This window comes from Amycolatopsis acidiphila (genome assembly GCF_021391495.1).
Classification (GTDB): Bacteria; Actinomycetota; Actinomycetes; order Mycobacteriales; family Pseudonocardiaceae; genus Amycolatopsis_E; species Amycolatopsis_E acidiphila.
Genome location: NZ_CP090063.1, coordinates 6,591,261 through 6,607,874 on the forward strand (window position 1 = coordinate 6,591,261; position 16,614 = coordinate 6,607,874).

The 16,614-nt window shown below is 69.7% G+C and carries 14 protein-coding genes and 2 tRNA genes; 13 read left to right on the plus strand and 3 right to left on the minus strand.

Annotation, left to right across the window (positions count from 1 at the left end):
- Positions 1 to 447 precede the first annotated feature (447 nt).
- The 3 genes from LWP59_RS32255 to LWP59_RS32265 all read right to left on the minus strand — a co-directional run bounded on the left by LWP59_RS32255 (position 448) and on the right by LWP59_RS32265 (position 4,061).
- Entirely contained in the window at positions 448 to 1,683 is a 1,236-nt protein-coding gene (locus LWP59_RS32255) for an aldehyde dehydrogenase family protein (RefSeq protein ID WP_144646217.1), read from the minus strand.
- A gap of 53 nt (positions 1,684 to 1,736) precedes the next feature.
- Positions 1,737 to 2,426, minus strand: a complete 690-nt coding sequence (locus tag LWP59_RS32260; RefSeq protein ID WP_229857801.1) for a M50 family metallopeptidase — start codon at positions 2,424 to 2,426, stop codon at positions 1,737 to 1,739.
- 603 nt (positions 2,427 to 3,029) lie between these two features.
- On the minus strand, positions 3,030 to 4,061 hold the full coding sequence (locus LWP59_RS32265; protein ID WP_308431743.1) for a DNA-3-methyladenine glycosylase family protein: 1,032 nt from the start codon (positions 4,059 to 4,061) through the stop codon (positions 3,030 to 3,032).
- A 276-nt stretch (positions 4,062 to 4,337) separates the two neighbouring features.
- Between LWP59_RS32265 and LWP59_RS32270 the strand changes: the two genes are divergently transcribed.
- From LWP59_RS32270 to LWP59_RS32330, 13 genes are all read left to right on the plus strand, one after another.
- A complete protein-coding gene (locus LWP59_RS32270) occupies positions 4,338 to 5,105 on the plus strand; it encodes an rRNA adenine N-6-methyltransferase family protein (protein ID WP_229857772.1) in 768 nt (255 codons plus the stop codon).
- Positions 5,106 to 5,251: 146 nt separating this feature from the next.
- Complete coding sequence (locus LWP59_RS32275) at positions 5,252 to 6,511, plus strand: IS701 family transposase (protein WP_233921948.1); 1,260 nt, start codon at positions 5,252 to 5,254, stop codon at positions 6,509 to 6,511.
- Positions 6,512 to 6,636: 125 nt separating this feature from the next.
- On the plus strand, positions 6,637 to 7,575 hold the full coding sequence (locus tag LWP59_RS32280; RefSeq protein ID WP_144641884.1) for a S1C family serine protease: 939 nt from the start codon (positions 6,637 to 6,639) through the stop codon (positions 7,573 to 7,575).
- Between the two features lie 94 nt (positions 7,576 to 7,669).
- A complete protein-coding gene (gene orn / locus LWP59_RS32285; RefSeq protein WP_144641885.1) occupies positions 7,670 to 8,278 on the plus strand; it encodes an oligoribonuclease in 609 nt (202 codons plus the stop codon).
- A 74-nt stretch (positions 8,279 to 8,352) separates the two neighbouring features.
- Positions 8,353 to 8,425 (plus strand) — tRNA-His (locus tag LWP59_RS32290).
- A 159-nt stretch (positions 8,426 to 8,584) separates the two neighbouring features.
- Positions 8,585 to 8,660 (plus strand) — tRNA-Lys (locus tag LWP59_RS32295).
- 298 nt (positions 8,661 to 8,958) lie between these two features.
- Positions 8,959 to 9,342, plus strand: a complete 384-nt coding sequence (locus LWP59_RS32300) for a hypothetical protein (protein ID WP_144641886.1) — start codon at positions 8,959 to 8,961, stop codon at positions 9,340 to 9,342.
- A gap of 544 nt (positions 9,343 to 9,886) precedes the next feature.
- On the plus strand, positions 9,887 to 11,320 hold the full coding sequence (locus tag LWP59_RS32305; protein ID WP_144641887.1) for a UbiD family decarboxylase: 1,434 nt from the start codon (positions 9,887 to 9,889) through the stop codon (positions 11,318 to 11,320).
- Positions 11,321 to 11,336: 16 nt separating this feature from the next.
- The gene (locus tag LWP59_RS32310; protein ID WP_144641888.1) at positions 11,337 to 12,620 is read left to right on the plus strand and encodes an MFS transporter; all 1,284 of its coding nucleotides are present in this window, start codon (positions 11,337 to 11,339) and stop codon (positions 12,618 to 12,620) included.
- Positions 12,621 to 12,755: 135 nt separating this feature from the next.
- The gene (locus LWP59_RS32315; protein WP_144641889.1) at positions 12,756 to 13,532 is read left to right on the plus strand and encodes a GntR family transcriptional regulator; all 777 of its coding nucleotides are present in this window, start codon (positions 12,756 to 12,758) and stop codon (positions 13,530 to 13,532) included.
- Positions 13,533 to 13,563: 31 nt separating this feature from the next.
- A complete protein-coding gene (locus LWP59_RS32320) occupies positions 13,564 to 14,553 on the plus strand; it encodes an LLM class flavin-dependent oxidoreductase (RefSeq protein ID WP_144641890.1) in 990 nt (329 codons plus the stop codon).
- A gap of 31 nt (positions 14,554 to 14,584) precedes the next feature.
- Positions 14,585 to 15,811 (plus strand): NRAMP family divalent metal transporter, encoded by a 1,227-nt coding sequence (locus LWP59_RS32325; RefSeq protein ID WP_144641891.1) that lies wholly within the window; start codon positions 14,585 to 14,587, stop codon positions 15,809 to 15,811.
- Between the two features lie 9 nt (positions 15,812 to 15,820).
- On the plus strand, positions 15,821 to 16,600 hold the full coding sequence (locus LWP59_RS32330; RefSeq protein WP_144641892.1) for a putative hydro-lyase: 780 nt from the start codon (positions 15,821 to 15,823) through the stop codon (positions 16,598 to 16,600).
- The last annotated feature ends 14 nt before the right edge of the window (positions 16,601 to 16,614 follow it).

Genomic DNA, 16,614 nt, shown 5'->3' on the forward strand with positions numbered 1-16,614 from the left:
GCGAAGTGAACTCACGCCGTACGGACTCCGTGCGCAGCCACGCGAGACTGCACACCACGCCCCCCGGCAGTTGATGCAGGGTCCGGGTCCGCCTTAGCTCGCTCACGCCGCAAGGCCTCCGTGCGCAGCCACGCAACACTGCGCCTCACGCCCCCTGGCGGTTGACGCAGCCTTCCGGCGGGGTTCGCTCACGTCGCAAGGCCTCCGTGCACGGCTACGCGAGCCTGCGCCCCTTCGCCTCCAGCGCGGTTCGGGGCGATTCGCTCACGCCGCCGTCCTCACGGCGCGCGCGGTCCCATCGCCCAGCCCGCCCGCGCGTTTCCCGCCGCCGAAACGCCAGGCGTTCGCTCACCCGGCGTCCGGCGTCCGCTCGCCCAGCGTCCGGACAGCCTGCGCTCTGTCCCATCGCCCGATGAGACGCGCCGCCCATCCTGCGGGCCCGGGTTGTCAGGCCGGGAGGACGGCGTACTGGCGGACGTAGAGGTCGGTGTACGTCACCGGGCCGCGGGGGCCGGGGACCTTGTCCAGGTTGATGCCCGTCTCCGGGACGGCCAGCAGCTTGAAGCCGTCGAGCAGGCGGGTCGGCGCGTTCCAGAAGACGCCCGTACCCGTGTAGCCGTCGAAGAAGGACTCCGCCGTCGCGGCGTCCTCGGTCGCGATGCCGGCAGCCAAGCCGGAGGTCTGCTCGTTCGCGATGCGCACCGCCTCCTGCAGATTCTCGACCTGGGCGACCGTCACTGTCGCCTCGTGGTCGGAGTCCAAGGCCCACTCGTAACCGATCGCATGCTCGTGCGGCGCCAGCGACGGCGTCACGTTCCGCTCCGCGAGCGCCGCCGAGACCACCGGCCACACCTGATCGTGCACCGCCGAGTGGATGAGCAGCAGGTTCAGCCGGTTGCACACGCCCAGCCTGTCGAGGCTGTCGAACACGAGCGACCGCACCTTCTCCACGTCCGCCGCGACGTCGACGTACAGCACGCCGCCACCGTCGGCGTGGGCGAGCGTGCGCACGCCATGCGTGGCCGCCTCGGTGGCCAGCGCGCGCGTGCTCTCGCCGCTGCCACGCAGGATCACCAGCGGCACCAGGTTCGGCAGCTGCACCAGCGCCGCCGCGGCCTCGCGCTCCACCCGTGGCACCAGCTGGATCACATCGGAGTCGATACCGGCCTCGGCCAGCCCGGGGGCGATCACGACGTCGAGCAACCGCTGCGCCGAACCCAGCGCGGCCGAACCCGTGCGCAGCACACCCGCGTTGCGCGACTTGACCAGCTGCGACGCCACGTCGACCGTCACGTTCGGCCGCGCCTCGTAGTTCGCGCCGATCACGCCGACCGGACGCCGCCGCTCCACCAGCCGCAGCCCGCCGTCCAAAGCAGACACCGGAATGGACCGCTCCTGGTGCGGCGCGCCGGCCAGCAGCCGCAGCTGTTCGGCCATGCCGGTCAGCCTGTCCTCGGTGATGGTCAGCCTGTCCAGCAGCCCCGCGCTCATGCCTTCCTCGTGGGCCTTGGCGACGTCCGCGCGGTTGGCCTCGAGCACCGCCGCACGGCCTTCGAGCAGAAGACGCGCCATCGCCGTCAGCGCGGCGTCGATCGCTTCGTCCGGCGCCGTGGCCAGCGACGGAGCCGCCACCTTGGCCGCCCGCGCACATTCCTCGACTGCTTTGGCCACCTCGTCGGACACAGCGCACCTTCCTTTCGCCGCTTTCGCGCACTCCAGTGTGCCGTACGGGCAGCTCAGGACTGCAGCGCGGGCTCGAGGAGCCAGGTGCCGCCGACGACCAGGCAGGTGACCGCGATGACCACGAGGATCAGCAGCCACAGCGCCGCCGGCACCCCGGTCAGGCGCGCGAGCTGGTCCGCGTCGGAGTCGCGGGCCGCGCCACGGCGCCGCTTCCGCTGCAGCTCGCACACCGGCCGGATGCCACCGAAGAGCAGGAACCAGGTGATGAGGTACACGAACCACGCCTGCACCTGCGGTCCGGCGATCAGCGCGAGCACGGCGAGCCCGGCCGCCGTGAGCACGACGGACAGCACACCGTAGGCGTTGCGCACCATCACCAGCACCCCGAGCAGGAGCAGCGCGGCGACGGCGAGCAGCACCGTGATGCGATTCGCGGCGAGCAGTCCCGCGAACCCGAGCCCGAGCACGGCAGGCGCCGGATATCCGGCCAACGACGTCAGCACCATGCCGGGACCGGACGGACGGCCACGCGAGACCGTCACCCCTGACGTGTCCGAGTGCAGCTGGATGCCCTGCAGGCGCCTGCCCGCGAGCACGGCGACCAGCGCGTGCCCGGCCTCGTGCACGATGGTGACGACGTTGCGTGCCAGTCGCCATGGCGAGCCGGACAGCACCAGCAGCAAGGCCAGGCCGCCGGTGACCAGCGGCACCCAGACCGTGGGGTTCGGCTGCGCGCCGAAGATCCCGGTCGGTGATACGACGTCGCCCGTGTCCGCGAGTTGCACGGGCGCAGCTCACCACATCGGGTGTCTACGTCCTGTTACCACCCCCGTCCGATTCACAGGTCCATCTCCTTTGTCGTGGGTGCGCGCTTCGTCAGCGGGCACGCCGAGCGCGGTGCGGGTGCCGGGGTTGCCACGCCGGGCGGCCCCGAGTGCGCGGTCCGTCGACGGGCACGGCAGGCGGAGCCCTGGGGCGCCTCATCGGGAGGTGCCGCCTCACCGGCAGGCGAACCGCCCGCGGTCTGTGTGCCGCCTGATCTCGAGCCGCCCAGGGCGGCCGGGCAGGTGGCCTTCCGATGTGTGCGCGCTTCACGGGTGGGCACACCCTGGCCCCGCTCCGGGTGCGGACAGGCCTCCAGGCGGCCGGGATGGACACGCCAAGCAGGCCCCGGTGAGTGCAGGCCTCACCGGCGAGCGCACGTCGCCCCGATCCGAGCCCCCGGGATGGCCACCCAGGCAGCCCCCGCTGAGCGCGCGGGCCGCGGCGGGCGCACCTCCCCCGGCCCGGGTGCTAGCCCGTCCACCCGGGCTGACTACGCCAGGCACCCCAGCGTGAGCGCAGGCTCATCGGCAAGTGCACCTCGCCCCGATCCGAGCGCCCGGGATGGCACGCCAAACAGCCCCTTGAGCGCGCGGGCCACCAGCGGGCACACCTCCCCCGATCCGGGTGCTGGCCCGTCCGCCCGGACTGACTACGCCAGGCGGGCCTCCCGGTGGGTGCGCAGCAGTAGGGCCACCCAGCTTCGATAAGGACGCCAACGGTCGGCGACCTCGGCAAGGGCTGCGGGACTCGCTTCGGGGAGGGCGTAGAGCTCCCGCATCTCGGCGTGAAGGCGTTCTTCGCTGTCGGGAAACACATCGGGATGACCAGCGCCACGGACGAGAATCAGCTGGGCCGAGAACGGGCCGGATACCGGGCAGCCGCTGCAGCTGCCGTAACGCTTCGTCGGGTTCGAGGGCACGCAGGGATTCCGCGTCGAGCACACCCTCCTGCGCGGCACGCGCTATCGCGCGCAGGCGTTCGATCTTCACCTCCGGCAGCCCCAGCGGCTGCTCGATCGCCTGCAACGCCTCGGGAGCCGGGAAGGACGCCAGCTGCCGGCCATCGACCTCGACGAGCTCGCCGTACCGCTCCGCTATTCGTTGTTTGATCCGGGCGGCCTGGGGCATCCGGATCCGGTTCGTGATGATCGTCCAGCACGCCGCCTCGTACGGCGAGTGGAACAACACCTGCCGCAGCCCCGGATACCGCGCCTGTAGCTCACCGACCACCGGATCCGCCTGCCCGATCGCGGAGAAACCGCTGCCGTCGACGTCCAGCGACAGGATCCGCCGCACCTGACGGACCGCCGCGGCAGCCACTTCCTCCCCCACCGCAACGGAAACCTCGACCCTGCCGGGCGCTCGTTGCCGGATCAGGACGCCGGCGTGCTCCCAGCTCCCTTCGACCGGGAACGCCAGGCGCAGCAGGCCGGGCTCACCCGCGGCGTCCGGCCGCGCGCCCGGGGTGAACCACTCCAGGAAGCGGCCGGATGCCGTGAGGTCGAACGGGCCCTCGGCGCGCAGTTCGGTGGGCTGGTGCAGGGTGCTGGTCATCGGGTACCTCCCATGGTCGGGTTCGGATCTGCCGACCATAGCGACGACCACCGACAGTTTCGGAAGGTCCGAAAACCGGTTGCCCGGGTCGCTACCGTGATGGCCATGGGAACCTTGTTGGAGTCCTGCGTCGTGTGCGCCCGGCTACGGCCGCGGCTCACCTGAACGCAGCGGCTGCCCACATCTTACTGACGAGCCCTCGTGCGCGCCGTTTCCTCCTGCACTCCGGCCGCTGCGTCATGAGCGCTTCTTCCCTTCTCATGACGTGGAGTCCTCATGCCCGCGGCACCCCGTGCCGGGTGCTCCGGCGTCGTGCATTTCCTTGCCGTGCCCCGAATCGCCGTCCAGCTCGTCCGGTCCTGCGCACTCGATCGCAACGATCTCGTCGTCGAGTTCGGCGCCGGCCAAGGCGCTATCACCACCCATCTGGCTGAAACAGGAGCGCAGATCCTCGCCGTCGAACGTGATCCCGCCTTCGTCCGCAAGCTGCGCAATCGCTTCCGCGAGTACGGCAACGTGCGAGTCGTGCCTGCCGACGCACAAGTGGTTCCCTTGCCACGCAGACGATTCTCTGCAGTGGCCAGCATCCCGTACGCGTTGTCCACCACCCTCCTGCGGCGGCTACTCAGCCCTCAGCACACGAATCTTCGCCAAGCCGCGCTGATCGTCGAGTGGGGCTTTGCCAGACGCGTGGCAGCCGCAAGCCCACGAGACCTCGAACAAGCCTGGTGGTCGACGCGTTTCGAAATACGCGTCGCTTCCCGGATCCCCGCGGACTGCTTTTCCCCGCCCCCACGCGTCAATTCCGCACACCTCGTGCTCAAGCGACGGGAAAACGTTCCCGTTCGGGCATTGTGGACGGTGATCGCGGCCGCTTATCGCAACCCGCAGCGTCCGGCTCGCACCGTCATCGGGCATCCAGGAGTTCTGCGTGTGGTCGGAATCGAGCCGGCGCAGCCGGCCGGCAGCGTGGCCCGCGGACGAGTGGGCAGAACTGGCCAGGAAGCTCGTCGCCGACCGCAGCACGCACTGGCCCCAGCTTAGTACTCCAGCCGGACTTCGTGATCGGTGCTGGTGAGGGGGTGTCGGAGATGGGTGCGGCCGCCAGTTGATCATGGTCGGTTGTGTGGACTTCCCAAGATCGGCTGGCGGCCGCGGGCCCCAGCATAAACCCTGCTCGCTGGCAGGCGATGTTCGATGAGCTGACCGCGCGGATCGCGGGCCGTTTCAGCCGGGTCGAGCCCCGTCGTCGGGCGGAGAAACTGTTGCTGGGTCTGGTGTCTGAGCTGCCGCGGAAGAACTGTTGGACCATCGCCGAGCATGTCGGAGACGCGACACCAGACGGCCTGCAGCACCTGCTCGCGCGGGCGGTGTGGGATGCCGACGCGGTGCGTGACGACCTGCGCGACTACGTCTGCGACCACCTCGGCAGCCAGAACGCAGTCCTGATCGTCGATGAGACCGGAGACTTGAAGAAGGGCACGCGCACCGTTGGGGTGCAACGTCAATACACCGGAACCGCCGGTCGGATCGAGAACTCGCAGGTCGCGGTGTATCTGACGTATGCCACGACGGCCGGGCACGCGTTTATCGACCGGGCCTTGTATCTGCCGAAGTCCTGGACGAGCGACCGCGAACGCTGCGCCGCGGCTGGGATCAGCGAGAACATGCAGTTCGCGACCAAACCCGCCCTGGCCACCACCATGATCACCCGAGCCCTCGATGCCGGAGTTGATGCGCCGTGGGTGACCGGCGACGAGGTCTACGGCGCCGACCCCACGCTGCGCGCGGAACTGGAGCGCCGTGGCGTCGGCTATGTGCTGGCCATCGGATGCGACCGCCGCGTCACTACCGGAGCGGGGACGTTCCGCCCGGACGAGTTGGCCACCCGACTACCGAAACATGTGTGGCAACGCCTGTCGGCCGGTACCGGGGCGAAGGGACACCGCTTCTACGACTGGGCTTTGGTCGACATTGATCAGGATGCCGAGGTGGGCGGGCATCGGTGGCTGCTGATCCGACGCAACCGCCGCACCAGAGAGTTGGCGTTCTACCGCTGCTACGCGCCCACCCCCGTCGCGTTGCCCGTTCTGGTTCGCGTGGCTGGAACCCGCTGGCGTGTCGAAGAATCCTTTCAAACCGGCAAAGGTCTGGCAGGCCTGGACCAGCACCAGGTCCGCCGCTGGCTCTCATGGCATCGCTGGACCGTTCTGGCGATGCTCGCGCACGCGTTCCTCACCGTCCTCGCCGCGACCGAACCCACCCAGACACCAACATCCACCCGCTGGATTTCCTTGACCTGCAACGAAGTCCAACACCTGTTCGCCACGATCACCACCACGCTGATCACAGGCACCACGCACCACCTACGCTTCTCAGCCTGGCGCCGACAGCATCAACACCGAGCCCGACAGGCCCACTACCAGCGGCAATCCACCCGAGAACCATAAACATCACGATCTACGGCTGGAGTATTAGACGAAGAATCCGCTGAGAATTCTCAGCAAATTCTTCTCAGCTGTTTTCTGGGTTGTTCCACAGGTTTTTCACAACAACGAGCACGATGGTGGATGCCATGAGCGAGAACGACTTCCGGCCGGGCCACGCGGGTGGATACCAGCCGCAGCAGCAGAGCCACCCGTACTACGGGCAGCAGCAGCCCAATCCCGCCGTGCAGGTCCTCGCACCGCCGCCGCGCCGCAAGGGCAAGCGGGTCGCGGTTCTGATCAGCGCCACTGCGGTCGCGGCCGCACTGGTCGGCGGCGCGAGCGGGGCCGCGATCGTCGGCTTCGAGAGCGGTTCGGCTGCCGCGCCGACCTCCACGACCGCCGCCCAGACCGTCTCCGGTTCGACGAACACCGACGTCAGTGCCGTCGCCGCGAAGGTGCTACCCAGCGTCGTCGAGGTGAACGTCACCACCAGTCAGGGTGAAGCCATCGGGTCGGGGGTGATCCTCAGTTCCGACGGCAAGATCCTCACCAACGCGCACGTGGTGTCCGACGCGGGAAGCGTCACCGTCACCCTGTCCGACGGCACCAAGTACCAGGCGAGCGTGCTCGGCGCGGACACCACCGCCGACATCGCCGTCCTGCAGGCGAAGGGCGCCAGCGGCCTCACCGCCGCCACCCTCGGCGACTCCAGCCAGCTGCAGGTCGGGCAGGAGGTCGTGGCCATCGGCTCCCCCGCCGGCCTGCAGAACACCGTCACGTCCGGCATCGTCAGCGCGCTCAACCGGCAGCTGTCGGACATCGGCACCGGCGATGGGCAGCAGTCCTCGCCGTTCGGGCAGACGGCCGACCAGACGAGCGGCTCGCCCAGCTACACCGCCATCCAGACCGACGCCGCCATCAACCAGGGCAACTCCGGTGGCGCCCTGGTCAACATGGCCGGACAGGTCATCGGCATCAACTCGGCGCTCTACAGCCCTTCGTCGTCCGCGGGATCGGTCGGCATCGGCTTCGCCATCCCGATCAACGACGCGAAAACCATCGTGAGCCAGATTGAGAACGACTGAGCCGGTCGGGGAGCAGCGGAACGGGTCGCGGTCGGGGCGGCCCGTTCCGCTGTGTCGTGGCACGGACACAGAGGCGGCGCGTTAAGGTTTTTCGGTGACCGACCGTCTTGTCTGGATCGACTGCGAAATGACGGGGCTCGACCTCGCCAAAGACGCACTGATCGAAATCGCCGTCCTGGTGACCGACGCCGAGCTGAACATCCTCGGCGAAGGTCTCGACCTCGTCATCCATGCGGACGACGAGCAGCTGGGCAACATGCCCGACGTGGTCCGTGAGATGCACGCCAAGTCGGGGCTCACCGAAGAGGTCCGCCGCTCGACGGTCACCCTCGAAGAGGCCGAGCAGCAGGTCCTCGCCTATGTGCGCCGGTACGTGCCGGACCCGAAGAGCGCGCCGCTGGCCGGCAACTCCATCGGCACCGACCGCGGGTTCATCGCGCGGGACATGCCCGCACTCGACAGCCACCTGCACTACCGGATGGTCGACGTCTCCTCGGTCAAGGAGCTCGTCCGCCGGTGGTACCCGCGCATCTACTACGCGAAGCCGGAGAAGGGCCTCGCGCACCGCGCGCTCGCGGACATCCGGGAGTCCATCGGCGAGCTCGACTACTACCGGAAGACAGCCTTCGTGCCGCAGCCAGGGCCGACCAGCGACCAGGCGCGCGCCGCGGCCGCTGAAGTGCAGCAACGCCACGGTGGGTAACCCCCTGCGAAACCGCCGGAGCGGCACGCTACGATATCCCGGCTGAGGTTGACCGGTCACCGGTTCCTCGCGTGGTGGGTGTAGCTCAGATGGTAGAGCACCTGGTTGTGGTCCAGGATGTCGCGGGTTCGAGTCCCGTCACTCACCCAATGGCCCCACCGTGGTTGTCGCTTCGCGGCTGCCCCGGTGGGGTTTCGTCGTTTCTGCGGGGGGCCGGCCCCAGGTGGGACCCTCTGTGAAGGGGGGTCGGTGGGGCATGCTAATCTTTTCGAGTCGCTGAGGGGAGACCTGAGGCGAGCTGAGCAAGCGCCATTAGCTCAACTGGCAGAGCAGCTGACTCTTAATCAGCGGGTTCGGGGTTCGAGTCCCTGATGGCGCACCATCACCCCAGGTCTTCGGCCTGGGGTTTTTGCTTTCAAGATCACGCCCTGGAGGGTGTCAGCCGCGGCAGGGTGGCGATTTTCCGGCCGACGGACACGTCGTGCGTGAGCGATGGCCGAGCGTGACCGAACTGGGGCGGCGATCTGGTGGGGCGTGAGCCTGCTCGTCGGCGACACGGAACGCCTGACTTATCCGCAAGCATTCCAGCCGCCGGCCGCTCCGCGTTGCTCACCGTGGCGACATTGGCACCTGTCCTATGACCTGAGGTCTACGCTAAGGATTCGCTCGACAGAGACGCTTTGCGGGACCTGCTCGGCGAGGTGGGTGACCTACAGGCCGATGCCGCCGACAGCAGGCGCTCGCTGATCGTTCTACGTGGTGCTCGTCGGCGCTACTCGTTCACGATCGACGGTCCGGACGATGTCGAGCCAGAGGACGTGCCGCCCGAGGTGACCAACGCCGTCCTCGGGGCCCGCCACCTGTACTCGATCATGGTCGAAGGCACCGCCTTGTCGGAGATTCCACACGCACTTCGCTTCGCCAAGCGGCTTGCTCTGGTGGTCAACGGCGCGATGATCGACCAGCAGACCAGCACGCTGTGGTCGCGCTCGAAGTCATGTCATCCAGAAACCGCCCCGCGAGACCCGCGCGTCGGTTGGCCTGGTCTGGTGCTGCCTGCGTGAGGACGTCCCAGATGACGCACCAGCCTTGTTCACCTCAGCGGCTGAACGTCTGTTGCCCGAGGCGCTGCCGCGCCGCTTCGGGGAGTACGAACCATTCCAAGCGTGGCGTGCAGCGACTTCGTCCCAAACGTGCGCCGGTTTCCGCTGGCAGGAGGGAAAATGTTGCGCTCGCGTTAAGGGTCTGCGCTGACTGGTTTCACCATCTGGTCGCGCTTGTGGTTCCCGAATCGGGCGACCTATAGTTCGGCAGACGTCAGACGTCCTATCGAGGAGGCAGTCGTGGCGGAGCAGCTCGGCAGGCCGGCCGCGTGGGCATCGGCGTGATGGTCCACATGGGAACGTCCTCGGTCAAGGAGACCGCGCTGGACGACGCGCGGGCTGTCCGAGTTCCTGATGCGCGCGCAGCGGCTGGGCTGCCGTTCTCGCGCGTCTGCTGGGGAACCGACCACCCCGCTGGCGGCAGACCGACAGTGTCGCTGCCCAAGCTCGCGCTCGTCATCGACCGGCCGGCGTCGCGGGAACCGCGTCGGAGAGGACAAGAGTCATGACGAAGGACCTCCGGACTTTTCTGACCGACCTGGTGAAGCAGGACCCGGGAAGCCTCAAGCGGGTGTCCGCGCCCGTCGACCCCCGGTTCGGTATCACCGCGTACGGGGCGTTCTACGACAAACGCGCCGAATACCCCGCTCTGCTGTTCACGGATGTGTCCGGGGTGGACGTCCCGTGCCTGACCAACCTGGTGGCCACCCACGACCGGATGGCGCTGGCGCTGGGTGTGCCGGTCGAGACGCTGACCCACTCCTCGATCGCCGGTCAGGGCCGTGCCGCGCAGCCGCCGGTCCAGGTCCCCGCAGGGCAGGCCCCGGTGCAGGAGGTGGTGTGGCGCGGCGACGAGGCGGACCTGACGCGCCTGCCGATTCCCACGCACAACGAGCTCGACGGCGGCCCGTTCCTCACCGCCGCCGTCGCGGTCATGCGGGACCCGGAGTCGGGCCGGCTCAACGCGGGGATCTACCGCCACCACGTCTACGACGGCAAGCGCATGGGCGTCTGGTTCTTCGGCTCGCACGACGGCGGGACCATCCACCGCCGCCACGCCGAACGCGGCGAGCCCACGCCGATCGCGATCGTCATCGGGCATCACCCCGCGTTCCTGATGGGCGCGGTGTCGCGGGTGCCGGGCGTCGGCGGCGAGTACGAGGCGGCCGGCGCGTTCCTCGGGGAACCGGTGGAGCTCGTCGAGGCGCTGACCTCGGACCTGCTCGTGCCGGCGCGGGCCGAGATCGTGATCGAGGGCCACATCCTGCCCGGCGACCTGGCCGAGGAGGGCCCGTTCGCGGAGTGGCCTGGCCACTACGTCGGCGGCGGGCGCAAGCCGGTGATCGAGGTCGACGCGATCACGATGCGCCGGGACGCGATCTTCCAGGACATCCAGGCCTCCGGCCGCGAACACCGGCTGATGGGCGCCCTGCCCCGGATCGCAAGTGTGCACGAAGCCGTGCGGCAGAAGGTTCCCGGGCTCAAGGCGGTCAACATCCCGCTGCACACCCGGATGCACTGCTACCTCTCCATCCGCAAGGAGCTCGACAGCGACCCCACCCGCGCCGCCTTCGCCGCGTTCAACACCGAACCGGAGAACCTGCGCGCGGTCGTCGTCGTGGACGACGACATCGACGTCTACGACGAGCGCGAGGTCTCCTGGGCCATCGGCACCCGTTTCGACGCGGCACAGGACCTGCAGATCATCCCGCGCTGGAACGGCCCCGGCGGGCTGCTGCCGACCAACTGGACCTACGACGCCGAAGGCGGCCGCAGCCCGCGCATGTCCTCCGCCGTGATCATCGACGCGACGAAGCCCGCGCCCCCGATCGTCTTCCCACCGCGGGCGCGCGTGCCGGAAGAGGCGGTGTCCGCCGTGGACACCGCAGCCGTGCACGACGTCACCTCCACCGATCTGTGGGACCAGCGACTTCCTTGAACGGAGGAGGAGTTCGATGCCACGAACCAACATCGGTGACGAGGTGCGCGCCGACGAACCCCGGGGGTGGCTGCGCAGCCTGGGCCGCACGGAATGGGCGGCGCTCGGGGTCACCATGCTGTTCTGGACCTTCGACGGCTACGAGACGTTCGCGCTCATCACCACCGGCCCGGCGTCGCTGCGCGACCTGCTGCCCGCGTCCGGGCTGGCGCACCTGTCCCAGTACTTCGCCTACCTGCTCGCGATCAGCCTCGCCGGCTGGACGATCGGCGGCGTGGTCGGCGGGTTCGCCGGGGACCGGTTGGGCCGCCGCCGCACGATGATCGGCGCCGTGGTGCTGTACGGCCTGTTCACCGGGTTGTCCGCGCTGGCGCAGAACTGGGAGACGCTCGCGGTCACCCGGTTGCTCACCGGGCTCGGCATCGGCGCGGAGTGGGCGGTGGGCGTCTCGCTGCTGCAGGAGATCCTCCCGGCGCGCGCCCGCACCAAGGGTGCCGGGCTCCTCCAGGGCACCTTCTCCGCCGGTGGCCTGCTCGTCTCGCTGCTGTGGGTGCTGTTCAACTCCTCGCAAACCGTTTCGTGGCGCTACATCTACCTCGTCGGCGTGCTGCCCGCGTTCCTCGTGATCGCGTTGCGCCGCGCGATCCCCGAGTCGCGGAAGTGGACCGCGCAGCGGCGCGCCTCGGCCCGCGAGCTCATCCAGCAGCTCGCGGCACCGGTGCTGCGCAAGCGGCTCGGCCTGGCGCTGCTGGTCTCCGTCGCGATCACGGTCGGCTTCTGGGCCAGCAGCTCCTACATCCCCACCTACGTCGGCGCGCTCGCCCCGGGACCGCGCGCGAGCTTCTACACCGGCTGGGCGTCGGCCCTCTACAACGTGGGCGAGATCGCGGGCTGCGTGGTCTTCGGCTTCTGGGCGGAGCGCTGGGGACGGCGGCTGACCACCGTCGGCTACTTCGTGGCCGCAGTCGTGATCATCCCGGTGGTCTTCCTGCTCGTGCACGACGCGGGCACGGCGGTCCTGCTGCAGCTGGTCGCCGGGTACGCGGCGGGCGGCATCTTCAGCTGGTACACCGTGCACACCCCGGAGCTGTTCCCCACCGCCGTGCGTGCCAGCGCGATCGGCACGATCTTCAACCTCACCCGGGTGCTCGCCTCTGTGGGCGCGCTGGTGACCGGCCTGCTGGCCTCGGTCGTCGGCGGCGTGGGCAACGCCGCCGCGCTCAGCGCGGTCGTCTACCTGCTCGGGATCGGCGCGGTACTGTTCCTGCCCGAGACGCGGGGCCGGCCGCTACCGTCCTGACCAGGCGTTGTCCGGAGCCGGCAGGCGCGTGGGATATTTCTCAAATAGGCTAGACGTCCGACGTCTGTCAACTACGGTTTCTGGAGGAGCCATGGCGACAGCACCGCCGTCCGGCTCCGGGACGGAGGGCCGCGAGTGATCACCCGAAACCCGGCCGGGGCGAAGAAGCCGGTGACCATCGAGACGGTCACCGCCGACTCCTACCGCCAGGCCAAGGACCGGCTGCGCGACGCCATCGCCCGGCTCGGCGAGGAGGGCCGGTTCCGGCTGCCCTCGGAGGCCGAGCTGAGCACCGCGCTCGGCGTCAGCCGCGCCACGATCCGCTCGGCCCTGCAGTCCCTGCAGAAGGAAGGCCGCATCCGGCGGCTGCACGGCCAGGGCACGTTCATCAACCGGCACGCGATCGGCATCGGCGCCAACCTCGCCGAGGCGAGCCCGTTCATCGACCTGCTCGAGCAGGCGGGCTACCGGCCGGGCGTGCGCACGCTCGACCAGCGGGTCGTCGCGCTCGACCAGGAGCTCGCCGCGTCGCTGGAGCTCCCCGTCGGCGACCGGGCGCTGCGCATCGAGCGGGTCTTCGAGGCCAACGGCGAACCGGCGGTGCACAGCGTCGACTACGTCCCGGCCAACCTGCTCGGCGACCACCCCGAGGAGCGGGACCCGCGGCGCTCGACGTTCGAGTTCGTCGAGGTCGGCGCCGGGCTGTCGGTCTGCTACTCCGTCGCCGAGGTGCGCCCGGTGCTGCCGCCGCGGCCGGTCGTCACCGCGCTGGACGTCAAGCGCTCGCACCCGGTGCTGCGGCTGCGGCACACCCACATCAGGGCGAACGAGCTGCCGGTGGCGGTGACCGTTGTCCACGTCAACGACGACTACCTGCGGTTCTCCGTGATCCGCACCTACCTGGACCAGTGAGCAAGCCTTCCCGGCGAACCTGAGGAGCCCCATGAGCATCAAGGTCGACATCCGCGTCCCCGTCGGCCGCCCGCTGCCCGAGCTCGCGACGTTCATCCGTTCCTGCGAGGACGCCGGGTTCCACGGTGTCGGGGTCAACGACCACCACCACTCCGGGCGCGACGTCTACGCGGTGCTCGCGCTCGCGACGGCCGCCACCGAACGGCTCACGCTGTTCCCGGCGACCAGCAACCCGGTGACCCGGCACCCGCTCGTGCTGGCCGCCACCGCGAACTCACTGGCCGAGATCGGCCCGGGCCGGGCGATGCTGACGCTGGCACCCGGCTTCCTGTCGGTGGAGAAGGCGGGCAAGCCCCAGGCCCGGCGGCAGCAGCTGGCCGAAGCGGTGACCGCCATCCGGAACCTGCTGGCAGGCCGGCCGGCCACAGTGGACGGTGCCGAGCTGCGGATGAACAACACCACCGCGACTCCGCCCAAGGTGTTCGTGCTCGCCGCCGGCCCGAAGATGCTGGAACTGGCCGGCGAGCACGCCGACGGCGTGATGATGCTGGTTGGCCTGCACCCGGACAGCATCGCGGCCGCCCGCGAGCACCTCCGCGCCGGTGAGCGGCGCGCCGGGCGCGCACCGGGCTCCGTCGAGGAGATCTTCATCGTGCCGACCGCGATCGAGAGCTTCGAGACCGCACGGGAGTGGCCGCGGCGGTTCTACCGGCCCGGCAAGCAGTTCCTGTGCTACCCCAGCGCGTCCAACCTCCGCTGGCTGCGTGCGGCGGGGCTGGACATCCCCGAGGACCACGACCCGGCCGCGATCTCCCCGGAGCTCGCCGCCGAGGTCTGCGAGGCCTTCGGCCTGTTCGGGCCGCCGGAGTACTGCGCCGACCGGCTGCTGCGGGCCCAGCAGGAGTCCGGCGTCGAGCACGTGTTCTTCTTCCCCTCGCACACCGCCGAATCCGCCTACGACCTGCCGCAGGCCGACGTGGAGGCGTTCCACAAGATCATCGGCCCCCGGCTCGCCGAATGAGCCGGGCCGCCTGAGAAGTACGAGGAGCGAGATGGACAGCCACACCGACACCAGCCCTGGCCGCGGGGCCAGGCTGCGCGTGCCGCCGTTGCTGGGCGCCGCGGTGCTGATGGCGATGAGCGCGGCCGGCCCCGGTTTCATCACCCAGACCGCGTCGTTCACCGTGCTCTACGGCGCCTCGTTCGCCTGCGCGGTGGTCGTCTCGATGATCATCGACGTCGCGGTGCAGCTGAACGTGTGGCGGATCCTGGGCATCTCCGGCCAGCGCGCGCAGGACCTCGCGAGCAAGGTGTTCCCCGGCGCGGGCCAGGTGCTGACGGTGTTCGTGGTGCTGGGCGCGGTCGTGTTCAACATCGGCAACATCGCGGGCGCCGGGCTGGGCCTGCACAACCTGCTCGGCCTCGACAGCCGGATCGGCGCGGCGATCAGCGGCTGCCTCGCGATCGGGATCTTCCTCGCCAAGTCCGTGTTCACCGCGGTGGACCGGGTGATGGTGGTGCTGGGCCTGGTCAAGATCGCACTGATCATCGTGCTCGTGGCGGTCACCGCGCCGCCGGTCGGGCAGGCGGTGGTCGGCACCGTCGCCCCGCACGGGCTGCCGTTCCTGCCGATCCTGACGCTCATCGGCGGCACGGTCGGCGGGTTCATCACCTACTCCGGCGCCCACCGGCTGATCGACTCCGGCATCACCGGCGTCGGCAACCTCAAGCGCATCAACCGCGGCGCGCTCACCGGCATCCTGGTCGCCTGTGTGCTGCGGATCGTGTTGTTCCTGGGCTTCTTCGGCGTCGTGGCCACCGGCGTGCACCTGGCCAACTCCAGCGACGCGGCCGGGTCGAGCTTCCTCGCCGCGTTCGGCAGCGTCGGGCTGCACCTGTTCGGCCTGGTGTTCTGGGCTGCCGGGATGACCAGCACGATCGGCAACTCCTACACCACCGCGACGTTCCTGCAGTCCTACGCGGCACCGGTCCGGCGGCACTTCAACCGCGCCGTGATCGTCCTCATCGGACTCGCGACGATCGTGTTCATCGCGGCGGGCCAGACCCCGCAGTCCATGCTCGTGTTCGCCGGCGCCATCAACGGGCTGGTGCTGCCGATCGGGCTGGGCATCATCATGTGGGTCGCCCTGCGCCGCCGGGACCTCATCGCCGGTTACCGCTACCCGAAGGTGCTGCTCGGCGTCGGCCTCGCGGCCTGGCTGTTCACCGCCTACGCCGCGGTCGAGTCCCTCACGTCCATCGGATCGATCTTCCACTAGGAGGGCCTGATGACCACCCCGACCACCGATCCCGCCGAGGCCCGCGCCCGCTTCCGCGCCGGGCTCCGGGTGCCCACCGCGGGCTGGGCACCCGGCTACGCACAGGCCAACATGATCATCGTCCCGCGCGACTACGCCTACGACGCGCTCCTGTTCGGCCAGCGCAACCCCAAGCCCTGCCCGATCATCGACGTCACCGACCCGGGCAGCCCGCACACCGCGCTCGCCGAGGGCGCGGACCTGCGCACCGACCTGCCCGCCTACCGGGTCTGGCGGGACGGCGAACTGGTCGACGAACCGACCGACATCACGGGGTACTGGACCGACGACCTCGTCGCGTTCCTGATCGGCTGCAGCTTCACCTTCGAGACGCCGATGCTCGCGGCGGGGATCGAGATCCGGCACATCACCACCGGCGGCAACGTGTCGATGTACAAGACGAACCGGCCCTGCCGCCCCGCCGGGCGGCTGTCCGGACCGATGGTCGTGTCGATGCGGCCCATCCCGGCCGACCGGGTCGCCGACGCGGTGCGCATCAGCGGGCAGTTCCCCGCCGTGCACGGCGCACCGGTGCACATCGGCGAGCCCGAGGCGCTGGGCATCAAGGATCTGTCCACTCCGGACTTCGGCGACCCCGTGGAGATCCGCGACGGCGAGGTGCCGGTGTTCTGGGCCTGCGGCGTCACCCCGCAGGCGGCGATCATGGCTTCGCACCCGCCGTTCGCGATCACCCACGCGCCCGGCTACATGTTCGTCACCGACACCCCCGACCACACCTACGCGGTCTGAAGGAGAACTGAGCA